The sequence below is a fragment of the Hymenobacter perfusus genome (assembly GCF_003944765.1).
Classification (GTDB): domain Bacteria; phylum Bacteroidota; class Bacteroidia; order Cytophagales; family Hymenobacteraceae; genus Hymenobacter; species Hymenobacter perfusus.
In genome coordinates, this window is record NZ_RWIU01000004.1 from 47,258 (window position 1) to 59,575 (window position 12,318).

Consider the following 12,318-nt stretch of genomic DNA (forward strand, 5'->3'; position numbering starts at 1 on the left):
CTGATGTTATTAAATCGTCGAACGATACCCGCTCCGTAGCCCAGGGTTTAAACCCTGGGCTAGTAAGGCAACGTCAGCACGCGAGATGCTTCGGCAAGCTCAGCATGACGTTCCTTCCTTTCCCAATTTCAACTTCTTCCACAACCTCCAATCTTCCACCAAATGACCCCACAACGCACCTTCCTGCTCTCCCTGGGCACGGCGGCTGGTATGGCCCTGGCCGGCTGCGCCGCCAGTACGCCCGCTACCACCGCCACCACGCCTGCTGCAACTCCAACTGCCACGGCTGATGCTTCGGCTACGGCCCAGCTCGGCCCGGTACTGCCCGGCGTCGGTATTGATCCGGCCAATATTGATAAGTCGGTGAACCCCTGCGACGACTTCTTCCAGTACGCCTCGGGCACCTGGCTCAAGAACAACCCGATTCCGGCTGCCGAGTCGCGCTGGAGTTCCTGGAACGGGCTCATCAACCAGAATGAGGCCGTGATGCGCCAGATTCTGGAAACCTCGGCCGCCAACAAAACCGCTGCCAAGGGCACCAACCTGCAGAAAGTAGGCGACTACTACGCCACGGCCATGGACTCGATGGCCATCGACAAAGCCGGCCTGAAGTACCTGCAGCCGGAGCTAGCCCGCATTTCGGCGGTGAAGGACCTGCGCGGGCTGCAAACCGAGTTGGTGCGCGCCCAGCGCCTACAAACCCGCTCGGTATTCGGGCTGGGTGTGAACCAGGACCGCAAAAAGAGCGACGAGTACGCCCTCTACCTCAGCCAGGGCGGCCTCAGCCTGCCCGACCGGGACTACTACCTCAAGGACGACGCCCGCTCCAAAACCATCCGCACGGCCTACACCACCTACCTCACCAACACGTTCAAGATGCTGGGCGAAAGCCCGGCCGTGGCCGCTAAAAGCGCCGCCACGGTGCTGCGCCTCGAAACCCGGCTCGCCCGGGCCAGTAAGGACCGCGTAGCCCTGCGTGACCCGTACGCCAACTACAACAAGATGACGGTGGCCGAGGCCGCCCAGAAATACCCCAACCTGGGTTTGCCCGTGATGCTGCCTGCTCTGGGCCTCAGCTCGGCCAAAGAGGTGATTGTAGGCCAGCCCGAGTTCCTGCAGGAAGCCAGCACCGCCCTCAAGCAGGAGCCCCTCGGCGACTGGAAAACCTATCTGCGCTGGCACCTCACCTCGTCGCTGATGTCGGCTTTGCCGCAGTCGTTTGGTGATGAGTCGTTCCGGTTTCAGCAAGTGCTGAGCGGGGCCAAGCAGCAGCAGCCTCGCTGGAAGCGCATGCTTCGCGCTACCGATGGTGCGCTGGGCGAGGCGTTCGGCCAGCTGTACGTAGACAAGGCCTTCGCGCCCGAAACCAAGGTGAAGGCCCAGCAGATGGTGGCCAACATCAAGGAAGCCATGGGTGAGCATATCCGCGGCCTGGAGTGGATGAGCGCCGTCACCAAGGAGGAAGCCCTCAAAAAGCTCAATGCCTTCACCGTCAAAATCGGCTACCCCGATAAGTGGAAGGACTATTCGGCCCTCTCGATGAGCCGCGAATCGTACCTGAAAAACGTGCTGGCCGCCCGCGAGTGGGAATCGAAGGACAACCTGAGCCGCTACGGCAAGCCGATTGACCGCGAAGTATGGGGCATGACGCCGCCCACGGTGAATGCCTACTACAACTCCTCGCTCAACGAAATCGTGTTTCCGGCCGGCATCATGCAGCCCCCGTTCTTCGACCCCAAGGCCGACGACGCGGTAAACTACGGCGGTATGGGCGCGGTAATCGGCCACGAAATCACCCACGGCTTCGACGACCGGGGCCGGCAGTCGGATGCTCAGGGCAACCTGCGCGACTGGTGGACCAAGGAAGACGCGGCCGAATTCACGAAGCGCGCCGACATGGTAGGCGCCCAGTACTCGGCCTTCCAGCCCCTCGATTCGGTGTTCGTGAACGGCAAGCTGACCATGGGCGAAAACCTGGCCGACTTCGGCGGCCTGGCCCTGGCCTACTCGGCCCTCGAAAAAGAGCTGCAGAAGAAATACGGCAGCAACCCGCGCCCCCGCTACGACGGCTTCACGCCCGAGCAGCGCTTCTTCCTAGGCTGGGCGCAAGTGTGGCGCACCAACGCCCGCCCCGAGTATATTCGCCAGCAGGTCCTCACCGACTCACACTCCCCGGCCCAATACCGCACCAACGGCCCGCTCATGAACATGCCCCAGTTCTATGAGGCCTTCGGCTGCAAGGAAGACGCCAAGATGGTCCGCGCCCAGAACGTCCGCGCCAACATCTGGTAACAGAACGTCCCGGTCCGGCGGCTTTTTTCAGCCGTCGGGCCGGGGGGGCAAAGGCTTGTAGAGACGCAATATTTTGCGTCTTATCGTTGCTGACTTATGTGCTATTAAACCGTTCAACGATGAGACGCAAAATATTGCGTCTCTACAACGTTCCTTCAAAAGAGAGAGGCCGCCTGCGTGATGCAGGCGGCCTCTCTCTTTTCTGATGAAAAATTATTTGCCGTTGATAACCAATAAGTATGATTTATTCGTAGAATTACGAAAAGTTCGTAATAAGAAAATGGAACGATTAACTCAACCCGAGGAAGAGGCCATGCGGGGCTTCTGGCAGCTGGGCGGCGGCTTCATCAAGGAAGTGCTGGAACTGCTGCCCGAGCCGCGCCCGCCCTACACCACGCTGGCCTCCACGGTGCGCAACCTGGAGCGCAAGCACTACCTCACCAGCCGCAAGCTGGGCAACACGTTCCGGTTTGTGCCCAGCGTCACGGCCGAGGAGTACCGGCGGCGCTTCCTAGGCACGTTCGTGGGCGACTACTTCCGCAATTCCTACAAAGAGCTGGTGTCATTCTTCGCGCAGGAGCAGAAAATCAGCCCCGAGGAGCTGCAGGACATCATCGACATGATTGAAAACCGCAAAACCCGGCCCTGATGCCCGTGCTGCTGCTATATCTGCTGCAAATGCAGGGGGCGCTGCTGCTGCTGCTGGCCGTGTACTACGGGCTGCTGCGCCGGCTCACGTTTCATCAGCTCAACCGGGCGTATCTGCTGGCGGCGCTGGCTCTGGCGGCTCTGTATCCGGTGCTGGATCTGGGCTGGCTGCGGCCCGCCGTGGCCCCCGTCGCCCCGCTGCCGCTGGTGTTTCCCGCCTGGGCTGAGGCAACCGGCGCGGCTGTTCCGGCTGCTTCTGGCCCCGACTATGGGGTGTGGCTACTGGGGGCTTATGGGCTGGGCGCATTCTTGCTGCTGCTCCGGCTGCTGGTGCAGGGCGCATCGTTGTGGCGGCTGCACCGGGCTTCCCGGCCCGTGGAGGCGGCAGGCGGGCGGTTTCGGGCGGTGATGGGGGAGGTGAGCCCGTTTTCGTTTGGGCGCGCCATCTACCTCAACCCGGCCCACCACGCGCCGGCCGAGCTGCCGGTGGTATTGCTGCACGAACAGGTGCATATCCGCCAAGCCCACACGCTGGATGTGCTGCTGGGCCACCTGCACCGCGTGCTGGCCTGGGTTAGTCCGGCGGCCTGGCTGTGGCTGCGGGCTACTCAGGAAAACCTGGAGTTCATTGCCGATGCCGCCGTGCTACGCGAAAGCCAGCTGGCCCCGAAGCAGTATCAATACAGTCTGGTCCGGCTGAGTACGTTGGCGGCCGGGCCGGCTTTAGCAACACCTTTCTCCTTTATTACCCTCAAAAACCGTATTCGTATGATGAATTCCCTTCCTTCCAGCCGCCGGCAGCTGCTGCGCTACGCCGCTAGTTTTGCCCTGCTGGGCTTGGTAGCTGTGGGCTGCGCTACCCCGAAGCAGGCTGAAATGCCCCAGCCTATTGGCGCGGCTGATCAAAAGACAAATCCCAAGCTGGATAAGGTCACGTTTGTATTGGATGGCAAGCCGTCTACCAAGGAGGAAGTATTTGGCCTCGACCCGAAGCTGATAGCCAGTATCCACGTCATTAAAGGCGATAAGGCCAGTGTTGGCGTAAATATGAAAGCCTTGCGTCAGGATTTTGGGAGCAAGCTGGATGATGGAGTGCTATTTGCCTTCACGAAAGCCGGAGTGAATGCCCCGGCAGTGCAGCAGCTCCTTGTTAAATACAATATCAAGCTTGAAAACGCCGCTGCCGCCCAACATCAGAAAGGTGACACGGGTGCATTGTACCAGAAGCTGGTGGACGGTAAAGGCCTGACCGACGCGGAAATAGGCGGGCGCCTTCTGCTGATCAACAGTCAGCCGGCTACCGCTCAGCAGCTGCGGGCATTACCGGCCGGGGTAGTTTCGGCCTTGTCCGTGTCCAATGATCCGATAAAGAAATATGGCGAGGCCGGCCGTAACGGATTGATTTTCGTGCTGACGAAAGACCGAAATAAACTGTAAAACTAGGGTGGTGTCGCGGGCTTTTTGCCGCTTGCGGCACAAACTTTGTGAGCCGGTTGGGCCTATGCGTATTCTTACTGCCTTCCGTTCTACTGCCTTCGGCACCAGCCTGCTTTTAACACTAGGCCTCGCCGCTCCCGCCGCTCAGGCCCAAACTACCCCGGCCGCTCCGGTCCAGGCCAGCGGCCCCAGCCTGTATTTCCTCGACGGTCAGCCCTCTACCCAGCAGGCCATCAATGCCCTTAACCGCCGCACTATTGCCAGCGTGAATGTGGTAAAAGGCCCCGATGCTACCCGCATTTTCGGGGCGGAGGCCACCGATGGGGTGATGATTGTAGTGACCAAGCGCAACGTGGGCTCCGAAGCCGTGGCCGAGTTCAACCGCCGCTACGATATCCGGCCAGTGGAAGCACCTGTGCCGCCTGCGCCACCAGTACGCCCGTAGCCGGCGGGGTAGGGGCGGGAGGCCGGGTTAGCCGGTGGCCCCCGGCTCCATAACCAACGTAATGCCCCGATACCGCGTATCGGGTAACCTCTCCTCGTTGGTTTTTCACTCAGCGCTGCTTGCATGACTTCAACCACGCTTGCCGATTTTCTTCAGCTTACCCACCGCCCTGACCTGGGCATTGTAACGGCCCGGTGGACGCGGCCCACTACCTCCGATGAGCTGCGCGCCGGCTACCAGGAACTGCTGCGCTACGCCGGCACCTGCGAAACCTGCCGCCGCTGGCTGATCGACTCGCGCCGCCGGGTGCAGGTGGATTCCCGGGATGTACACTGGCTCACGACCGATTTTTACCCGATGCTCCGCCAGCAACTCGACGGGCATGTGTACCTGGCCTTCCTGATTGCGCCCTACCAGGCCGACCATGTGCAGGACGAGAGCCTGCCGTCGCTGCCCCATACTCACGGCGACTATTGCTCCCTGAACCAGTTCACCGATGAGGGTGAGGCGGTGCGTTGGCTGTGTTCCCGCGTGTGAGGATTGTAAATAAGGCCCCTGTACCGGCTAACGGTTTACCGTAGAGGCCGGGGGGCGGCCAATATCAGTACAACCGGCTTCTTTAGAGAGCCTTGCAACCCTTCGTCGGCAACGACGAGGGGTTTTTATTTTTCGGGATTCCACTATTCAGGTGGTATCTATTCAGGAGTGGCTTGTGTATTGACTGGAAAATGCAAGTAGCTACATGTTTATATAATGGGATAAGTCAATTAATTGTTTTTAATATTAGATGTGCAAAATATTCATGAAAATATGAATTTTTATAGTTATTGACTTTGCTATACCTTCACTTTGAGTAAGATACCTGGCATGGATGCAAATGGTTTCTATTCACCGGATTCCTTTCACCACCTCTTAATCCTTTCTTATGTTCAAAACGCTACTTCTGTTGTTTTTGGCCTTTGTGATGTTGCTGGAGCCGGAGGCGGTTCTGGCCCATGCCAGCGGGACGGCCAGTGCGGCCGGTACGGAAATGGTATCGGGCGCTTCTCTGTTCCGGCGGAGTGCCAAGCGGGGCCGCCCCAACTACAAGCCCTACCGCGGTAATAGCCGCCATAAAATGAAAAAGCTGGGCGTGTACAAACGGTGGCGTCTGCGGGTGAAAGCCCAGAAAAAGAAGCGCAGCCGTGGCCTCAGCCCCAGCGTAAAAGCCGGTGCCCCCGTGCGGAGCGCCAAGTAACGCCTGACTCAAACACGAACTATTGGTAAAAGCCGCTTCCCGACCGGGAAGCGGCTTTTTGTTTGTTGCCGGCCCTGATGGTGAACTGAGGCGTGAAGCGGGAAGCGGAGTTGCGCCGGGCCTGCAACCTACGGCCGGAGCCAGTGGTTATTCACCGTTATTGCTGCTGCCGTCTATGTACCCTCCCTTGGTTCCGCCTCCTTCGCTCCGCACCCCTTTCCTGTACGCGGTTTTTCGGGCGGTCTGGCTGGCATCGGTGGTGTCCAACATCGGAACCTGGATGCAGAACGTGGCCGGCGTGTGGCTGGTGACCACCCTCACTACCTCGGTGCTGCTGGTAGCCCTGATGCAGGCCGCTACCAGTCTGCCCGCCTTTTTGCTGAGTTTGCCGGCCGGGGCGCTGGGTGATTTGGTGGACCGCCGCCGGCTGCTGCTGTTCACACAGGCATTCATGGGCGTGGTAGCCTTCGTACTGGGCGGGCTCACGCTGGCGGGGCAGGTGTCGGCTCTGGGCGTGCTGGGCTTTACGTTTCTGCTGGGGCTGGGCTCAGCCATCAACGCGCCCATCTGGCAAACCGTGACGACTGAGCTGGTGCCCCGGCCGGTGCTGCCCTTCGCCATTACCCTCAACGGCGTCAGCAACAACATTGCCCGGGCCGTGGGGCCGGCGCTGGGCGGCCTGATTATCGCGCACTACTCGCCCGGCTACGTGTTTCTGCTCAACGGTATTTCCTTCGTGGGTACCTGGGTGGTGGTGCGCCGCTGGCAACGTCCGCCGGAGGTAGCTGGTGGCTCGGCCGAGAGTTTTCTGGGGGCGGTGCGGACGGGCCTGCGGTACGTGCGGTACTCGCCGGGGATTTACGCGGTGCTGGTGCGCACGTTTGCCTTTGCCTTCGGGGCCAGTGCCATGTGGGCGCTGCTGTCGGTCGTCACGGCCCGGCGGCTGCACCTGAGCTCCGGTTCCTACGGCGTGTTGCTGTCCTGGCTGGGGGCGGGGGCTATTGCGGGGGCGTTTCTGCTGGGCCGGGTCGGCAACCGGCTACCGTACGGGCGGCGGGTGCTGCTGGGGTCCGGCGTATTCGTGGGCACTAACCTGGGGCTGGCCTTCATGCCTTCGGAGTACGGGCTGTTTCCGGTGATGTTCCTCTCGGGCGTGGCCTGGCTGACGGCCATGACGAGCTTCAGCACCACTGTGCAGCTGGCCGTGCCCCGCTGGGTGCAGGCGCGCATTGTGAGCATCTTTATGCTGGTGTTTCAGGCCGGCCTGTCGATGGGCAGCATCGCCTGGGGCGAGCTGGCCGACCGCACCACACTGGTAACGGCCCTGGTAGCTGCCGCCGCCTGGATGCTGCTGAGCCTTCTGCTGGCCTGGCTCTTCCCGATGCCGGCCGCCGCCAGTCTTGATCTGGAGCCGGCCGCCACCGGCCCGGCCCTGCCCGGCCTCCCCAACTCCGCCACCGGCCCCGTAGCTGTGCTGACGGAGTACACCGTAGCCCCGGCCGACCAGCCCGCTTTCCGACGGACGGCGGCCCGCCTTACCCGCCGCCGTCTGCGCGACGGGGCCTTGCGCGCCGGCATTCTGGCGGAGGAAAACCAGCTCACGGAATACTACTCCGTGGCCTCCTACGAGGACTACGAGCGGCAGCACCACCGCTTCACGCGTGAAGACGCGGCCGTGCAGCAGCAGCTGGCCACTTACCACCAAGGACCGGAACCGCCCCGCTGCTTCCTCACCAACACCCCGCCCAGTAACCGCCTGACGCCACCGCTCCCCGAGCCACTGCTGCTGCCGGGCTGAGCGGAGGAAGCAGGTAGCTGCTTCGTGCAGCACGCTGCCTCCCGAAAAACAACGAAACAACCTCAGCACGCAACAACCGGCCCGCCAACTTGCAGCTGCCGGACCGGGCCGCAAGGAACCTTCCCCCCGGCCCGCCGTAGGCCTTAAAGCACCGCCCGTTCTCCACCGTTTGGTAGTTGTCCGGCCGCTTCCGCCCTCTTTTCTTCTGCCCTATGTTCCGCCCACTTGCCTTCGTTTTGCTGCTGACCAGCTTGGCCGGCTCTGCTGCCCACGCCCAGAACCGCCCGCCCGTGCGGGCCACCCGCCACCATCCCACGGAGCGCATCAGCCCGGTGCCGGGCGTGACGCTGCCCAGCGGCGTGGGCCAAGGCAAGGCCGAGCCGCTACCCGTTACCACCGATGTGCAGCCTAACGGCGTTCTGGTGCAACCCAAACTGCCCACCGGCGAAGTAACCGTCGATTCGATTCAAGTGACACCCGCCGAACCGCGCCGGGCGGCCAACCCGGCCCCGGCCCCGGCCCGCCGCAAGCGGCCGTAAAGGCTGTTCCGCGTTCCATGCCGCTTGTAGCGGCCTGGCAGGGCCGCCCGTAAGGGGTGGCCCTTTGTTTTGGACTGAGTTGCTACAAGCGGCCAGTGCAAGGGCTCAGGCATAACCGGCCACCGGGCCTATCGTATCGGAAAACAAGCCCCTGTATCGTTGCAGGGGCTTTCCTGTGCTGCATGCCCGCCACCATTATTCCGGGCTTGCTGAGGAATCCCGCGGGCTGATGGTGTAACGCCAGAGCCGGACAGAAACGCGAAGTATGGCGTACCTAACCGGTGCTGGCGTCGTTTTTCGATGGATTCAGGCGGAGCCGCAGGTACTGTTGCAGCCAGATGGGATACAGGTTGTAACCCACGTTCAGCAGGGTGAGCAGCGCCGCCCAGCCCCAGCGCCCCTGCGCGGCGGCGTAGCCTCCGGCAAACAGAAAAAACAGCAGGGCCGCCACATGAAACTGCTCCATGTGGTAACTGTGTCCGATGAGGGCCGCCACGGCCCGCCGGCCGCTACGCACGTGCCGGTAGTTGGGATAGTGCCGCCGTACCAACCCGTTTACCAGGCTGCCGTGCTGGGTTACGCGGTTGATGAGCGGCACGCCCAGGTGCCGGTAGGTGGCGGGCTTCCGGCTGAGCTGCCACCGCCGGAACCACGCCCGGGGCACGGCATACGCCAGCAAACTCAGCGCCAGCAGCCCCCACAGCCACGGCCGTGCCATGTGCAGGTAGCAAAACACCGCCAGCGGCCCCAGCGCCAGCCCCGACCATAGCACCGATGGTACAGCGTTGTAGAAGGCCAGTCGCGCCGCAGAAGGTGTAGCTGTCGTTTCAGAAGATGCCATAGCCGCAAAAAAAATAGAGCCTGCACGGGTGGTTATTCGCCGGGCAACGTAGCCGGCCGGGCTAGCTGCTGATACATCCACGGCACCGTCACGGATACGAACACGGACACGGACACCAGACGGTGCCTGCTTCAGCCGACTCAGCAGCACCAGCCGAATGGGCCAGGTACAGGAGGGGGCAGAAATCAGGTTGGTTGCGTACGGCGGCAAGGTAGCAGCCCCTATCCAAACGAAACATGCGGCCCGGGTTTCTGCAGGTAGCGGAGCCGCCAGCTGTTGCTGGTGCGCCAGCGGAGGGGTGCGTTTCTTCCAAAGCAGGGCAGAAAACGGCCTGAGCTTCCCCACCCCGCAAAACCGGACGCTACCGCCCGAATCCGGGCACTATATGGTGCCGCGCGTAACAGTGAATGCGAGATAAATATTTGATAATAAGTGGTTTAATTAATTGGCATGGCGCTTGGCAATTCCACTCCGGAACCGGGGCGGCACTGTCCGAAATCCGACAAAAGCCCGCCCCGGCCAACCTCGGCTTTCACTTCTTTTTTCTTCTTCGCTATGCGCTATTTCCCCGCTACCGCTTCGGCCGCCATTGCCCGCTTGTTCGCCCGTTCCCTGGTCCTGGCCGGGGTAGGTCTGGGGCTGGCTGCCGCCCACCCAGCGCAGGCCCAGCAGACGGCCTCCGTCACCATCAGCAGCCCCGACGCTGAAAGTATCCGGGTGCGCATCGACAATGCCACCGGGCAGCCCGGCCGGGTGCAGGTCGTGAGCCTCGGCAGCGGGCAGGTGCTGTTCAACCAGGCCTATGATGCGCCCGCCTACGGGCACCGCTTCAACTTCCGGCCGCTGCCCACCGGCCGCTACCTGCTGCTGCTGCACGCGGCCGGCACCGAATACCGCTATACCCTGCAGGTGCAGCGCGGCCCGGCGGGCCCGGCCGTATCGGTACGCCACCTGAAGGCGCGGGGGCCGATGCTGCTGCTGGCCGATGCTAAGTAGTAACTGCCCGAACAAGCTACTACAGGCAAAAATGCCCGTGCCACTACCGGCGCGGGCATTTCGTCATAGCAATAAGCGGCCTGCGGAGCGAACCGGACCGCGTAAAGGAAATTGAACGTCATGCTGAGCTTGCCGAAGCATCTCTACCGCTTCGTGGCAATGCCATTTGATTAGCCTCGGTAGAGATGCTTCGGCAAGCTCAGCATGACGTTCTTATTTGGACGTCCTTTCCAGCTGCTGGAGGCGCTGGCTTTGCGGGCTGCGCTGGTCGCCGGCGGCATCGGCGGCGTCGCGGCCCTGGGCGTAGGCGGCGGCCAGGGCCGTAAGCTCGGCTTTGGAGAGCCACAGCAGCGGCGGCAGCGCCGAGGTAGTCCAGGCGTCGGCCGCTTTGGTGGCCAGCGCCGACAGCGCCACATCGGAGGCCGGCAGCTGGCTGGTACGCTGGATGGTGGGGGTTTGGGGAGCCGCGTTCGGGCCCTCGGTAGTGGGGGTAAGCATAGAGAATGGGGGTTAAGGAATACTGGCCATAAGGTATTGATTCCGCGCAAGCTGCACCATACCTGCCCGCGCAAAATCAGCTGTTTTCAGGCCGGTAGGTCGCCTCACTCAGCAAATACAATGGTTTCGGAGCCGCGAGGCCGCCTCACTGCCTGAAACCATTCGGTTCGAAGCCCTGAGGCGACCTCACTGCTCAAAACCAATCGGTTGGAAGCCCTGAGGCCGCCTCACTCACCCAAACCATTCGGTTTCGGGCAGTGAGGCGGCCTCAGGGGATGGAAACATTCGTTTCGGTGCTCCGGGGGCTTCTTAGGGTATGCTGCTAGCCGTTTGAAGAGTATGGATAATGGTCGAAGAAATCGTCCCATACTTCTCCTTCCGGGGAAAACTCAACTTCATACCAGAACAGCGGAAGCACAGGCGCGTCCGTGTCTGGTGGCCAGATGTCAAATTTTATCTGGAAGTAATGGGTACGTCTGCCGTACGACTCCAGCACCACCGATAACTGGCTGAACCTAACGACAAGCGTAGCCAGCGGGAAGCCACGCAAACTCGATTCGGTTATTCCCAACGCTTCATTTGGCTTTGCTATGATTTCCAAAGCCAGCGCATAGGCGCTGGCCTTCAGCTCTTCCAGAAATACAGTCGAAGGCCATTCGGATAGCATAGAACAGGAAAGTAAGTAGGGGGAGGCAGTGTAAGTAAAATCGTTTCCAGAAAGCCCTGTTCTGCCGTCCGAAAAACGCCGCCCAGATTTCTCCAAGCGGCGCGGTGGGGACTATTACATAACGTCCTTGATTTGCCTATCAGTGAGAGTTTCCAGGGCCTTTATCCTTCATTGCCAAATGCGTTTGGATCATGAATGAAGCCATTGTGCCTGCTAGATTAACAGCTAGTTCTGCATGCCTCTTAGCAGGCTTAATTTGCTTGCTGCTTTTACCATGTGAATCGCCGAATTGATTTCTCACCCCGGCCAAGCCGTTCACTACAGAGAAACACCCACCTAGTATTTGCTTGAAAATATCTTCATTGTGCTGGCTTGGAGACAAGTTCAAACACACAGCTGTCTGCTTATATAAAGCAGGAAGATCATGAACATGGTTACATGAGATTTCATGCTCTTCGAGTATGTGTTTACATACAGACTCTATCAAGGTACGAGCTATCGTAATGGCACCTTCAACATCTGAGTGTAAGCGCTCAATAGATTTCTGCCACTCCTGGCTGACATATTCCGACCCAAAAGTCTGGATTTGGTTGGTTAGAAGTTGATTCGCTTGGTTAGATAACTGATTCTCACAGAAGGAAACCAAAGGAGAAAAGCTCTGCCATAAGAATCTCTTTCTACCAGCGTAGGTGCCATCTTCGTGCTTTATGAATTGCCAAAATTGATCTAAAGTTCTGCAATCAGTAACGAATGAAGGAACAAGATTTCTTGCGATAGAGTGATTTACAAACTCTCTTCTCAGTTCGGAATACTCTTCTTCCAACTCAACTCCACCAGTGGCATGACGGACCATCAAATTCTGTAAACGTTCGGCCTTTTCTAAAAGCTGTTTCATTGATCAGAATTTTAAATTCAGTAGA

The 12,318-nt window shown here is 60.3% G+C and carries 13 protein-coding genes; 9 read left to right on the plus strand and 4 right to left on the minus strand.

All coding sequences use genetic code 11. The annotated features are described in order from the left end of the window. Window positions 1-162: 162 nt before the first annotated feature. The 8 genes from EI293_RS12545 (at window position 163) to EI293_RS12580 (ending at window position 8,396) form a co-directional block, all read left to right on the plus strand. Window positions 163-2,292, plus strand: coding sequence for a M13 family metallopeptidase (locus EI293_RS12545; RefSeq protein WP_125438233.1), 2,130 nt, complete (start codon window positions 163-165; stop codon window positions 2,290-2,292). Window positions 2,293-2,572: 280 nt separating this feature from the next. Then, window positions 2,573-2,941 (plus strand): BlaI/MecI/CopY family transcriptional regulator, encoded by a 369-nt coding sequence (locus tag EI293_RS12550; RefSeq protein WP_125438236.1) that lies wholly within the window; start codon window positions 2,573-2,575, stop codon window positions 2,939-2,941. Further along, window positions 2,941-4,377, plus strand: coding sequence for a M56 family metallopeptidase (locus EI293_RS12555; RefSeq protein ID WP_125438239.1), 1,437 nt, complete (start codon window positions 2,941-2,943; stop codon window positions 4,375-4,377). The genes EI293_RS12550 and EI293_RS12555 overlap by 1 nt, the downstream gene beginning before the upstream one ends. 64 nt (window positions 4,378-4,441) lie before the next feature. Further along, entirely contained in the window at window positions 4,442-4,822 is a 381-nt protein-coding gene (locus EI293_RS12560; protein WP_125438242.1) for a TonB-dependent receptor plug domain-containing protein, read from the plus strand. A 123-nt stretch (window positions 4,823-4,945) separates the two neighbouring features. Beyond that, window positions 4,946-5,359: a hypothetical protein gene (locus EI293_RS12565; RefSeq protein WP_125438245.1), complete on the plus strand. Its 414-nt coding sequence runs from the start codon at window positions 4,946-4,948 to the stop codon at window positions 5,357-5,359. A 388-nt stretch (window positions 5,360-5,747) separates the two neighbouring features. Further along, a complete protein-coding gene (locus EI293_RS12570; protein ID WP_125438248.1) occupies window positions 5,748-6,059 on the plus strand; it encodes a hypothetical protein in 312 nt (103 codons plus the stop codon). A 175-nt stretch (window positions 6,060-6,234) separates the two neighbouring features. Next, complete coding sequence (locus EI293_RS12575; protein WP_125438251.1) at window positions 6,235-7,857, plus strand: MFS transporter; 1,623 nt, start codon at window positions 6,235-6,237, stop codon at window positions 7,855-7,857. A gap of 212 nt (window positions 7,858-8,069) precedes the next feature. Further along, the gene (locus EI293_RS12580; protein ID WP_125438254.1) at window positions 8,070-8,396 is read left to right on the plus strand and encodes a hypothetical protein; all 327 of its coding nucleotides are present in this window, start codon (window positions 8,070-8,072) and stop codon (window positions 8,394-8,396) included. Window positions 8,397-8,670: 274 nt separating this feature from the next. On the opposite strand, the gene EI293_RS12585 is transcribed toward EI293_RS12580, so the two are convergent. Beyond that, a complete protein-coding gene (locus EI293_RS12585; protein ID WP_125438257.1) occupies window positions 8,671-9,237 on the minus strand; it encodes a glycosyl-4,4'-diaponeurosporenoate acyltransferase CrtO family protein in 567 nt (188 codons plus the stop codon). Between the two features lie 555 nt (window positions 9,238-9,792). Here EI293_RS12585 and EI293_RS12590 point away from each other — a divergent pair. Then, window positions 9,793-10,233, plus strand: a complete 441-nt coding sequence (locus tag EI293_RS12590; protein WP_125438260.1) for a hypothetical protein — start codon at window positions 9,793-9,795, stop codon at window positions 10,231-10,233. Window positions 10,234-10,446: 213 nt separating this feature from the next. Here EI293_RS12590 and EI293_RS12595 read toward each other — a convergent pair whose 3' ends face one another. The 3 genes from EI293_RS12595 to EI293_RS12605 form a co-directional block, all read right to left on the minus strand. Continuing rightward, window positions 10,447-10,731, minus strand: coding sequence for a hypothetical protein (locus EI293_RS12595; protein ID WP_125438263.1), 285 nt, complete (start codon window positions 10,729-10,731; stop codon window positions 10,447-10,449). Window positions 10,732-11,053: 322 nt separating this feature from the next. Further along, on the minus strand, window positions 11,054-11,398 hold the full coding sequence (locus EI293_RS12600) for a hypothetical protein (RefSeq protein WP_125438266.1): 345 nt from the start codon (window positions 11,396-11,398) through the stop codon (window positions 11,054-11,056). A 139-nt stretch (window positions 11,399-11,537) separates the two neighbouring features. Further along, the gene (locus EI293_RS12605) at window positions 11,538-12,293 is read right to left on the minus strand and encodes an abortive infection family protein (protein WP_125438269.1); all 756 of its coding nucleotides are present in this window, start codon (window positions 12,291-12,293) and stop codon (window positions 11,538-11,540) included. Window positions 12,294-12,318: the final 25 nt, after the last annotated feature.

What these genes read in the sequence shown, in the direction of transcription:
- EI293_RS12605 (WP_125438269.1), bottom strand. Translation starts at nt 12,293, where the DNA reads ATGAAACAGCTTTTAGAAAAGGCCGAACGTTTACAGAATTTGATGGTC.
- EI293_RS12590 (WP_125438260.1), top strand. Translation starts at nt 9,793, where the DNA reads ATGCGCTATTTCCCCGCTACCGCTTCGGCCGCCATTGCCCGCTTGTTC.
- EI293_RS12575 (WP_125438251.1), top strand. Translation starts at nt 6,235, where the DNA reads ATGTACCCTCCCTTGGTTCCGCCTCCTTCGCTCCGCACCCCTTTCCTG.
- EI293_RS12550 (WP_125438236.1), top strand. Translation starts at nt 2,573, where the DNA reads ATGGAACGATTAACTCAACCCGAGGAAGAGGCCATGCGGGGCTTCTGG.
- EI293_RS12545 (WP_125438233.1), top strand. Translation starts at nt 163, where the DNA reads ATGACCCCACAACGCACCTTCCTGCTCTCCCTGGGCACGGCGGCTGGT.
- EI293_RS12555 (WP_125438239.1), top strand. Translation starts at nt 2,941, where the DNA reads ATGCCCGTGCTGCTGCTATATCTGCTGCAAATGCAGGGGGCGCTGCTG.
- EI293_RS12560 (WP_125438242.1), top strand. Translation starts at nt 4,442, where the DNA reads ATGCGTATTCTTACTGCCTTCCGTTCTACTGCCTTCGGCACCAGCCTG.
- EI293_RS12600 (WP_125438266.1), bottom strand. Translation starts at nt 11,398, where the DNA reads ATGCTATCCGAATGGCCTTCGACTGTATTTCTGGAAGAGCTGAAGGCC.
- EI293_RS12580 (WP_125438254.1), top strand. Translation starts at nt 8,070, where the DNA reads ATGTTCCGCCCACTTGCCTTCGTTTTGCTGCTGACCAGCTTGGCCGGC.
- EI293_RS12565 (WP_125438245.1), top strand. Translation starts at nt 4,946, where the DNA reads ATGACTTCAACCACGCTTGCCGATTTTCTTCAGCTTACCCACCGCCCT.
- EI293_RS12570 (WP_125438248.1), top strand. Translation starts at nt 5,748, where the DNA reads ATGTTCAAAACGCTACTTCTGTTGTTTTTGGCCTTTGTGATGTTGCTG.
- EI293_RS12585 (WP_125438257.1), bottom strand. Translation starts at nt 9,237, where the DNA reads ATGGCATCTTCTGAAACGACAGCTACACCTTCTGCGGCGCGACTGGCC.
- EI293_RS12595 (WP_125438263.1), bottom strand. Translation starts at nt 10,731, where the DNA reads ATGCTTACCCCCACTACCGAGGGCCCGAACGCGGCTCCCCAAACCCCC.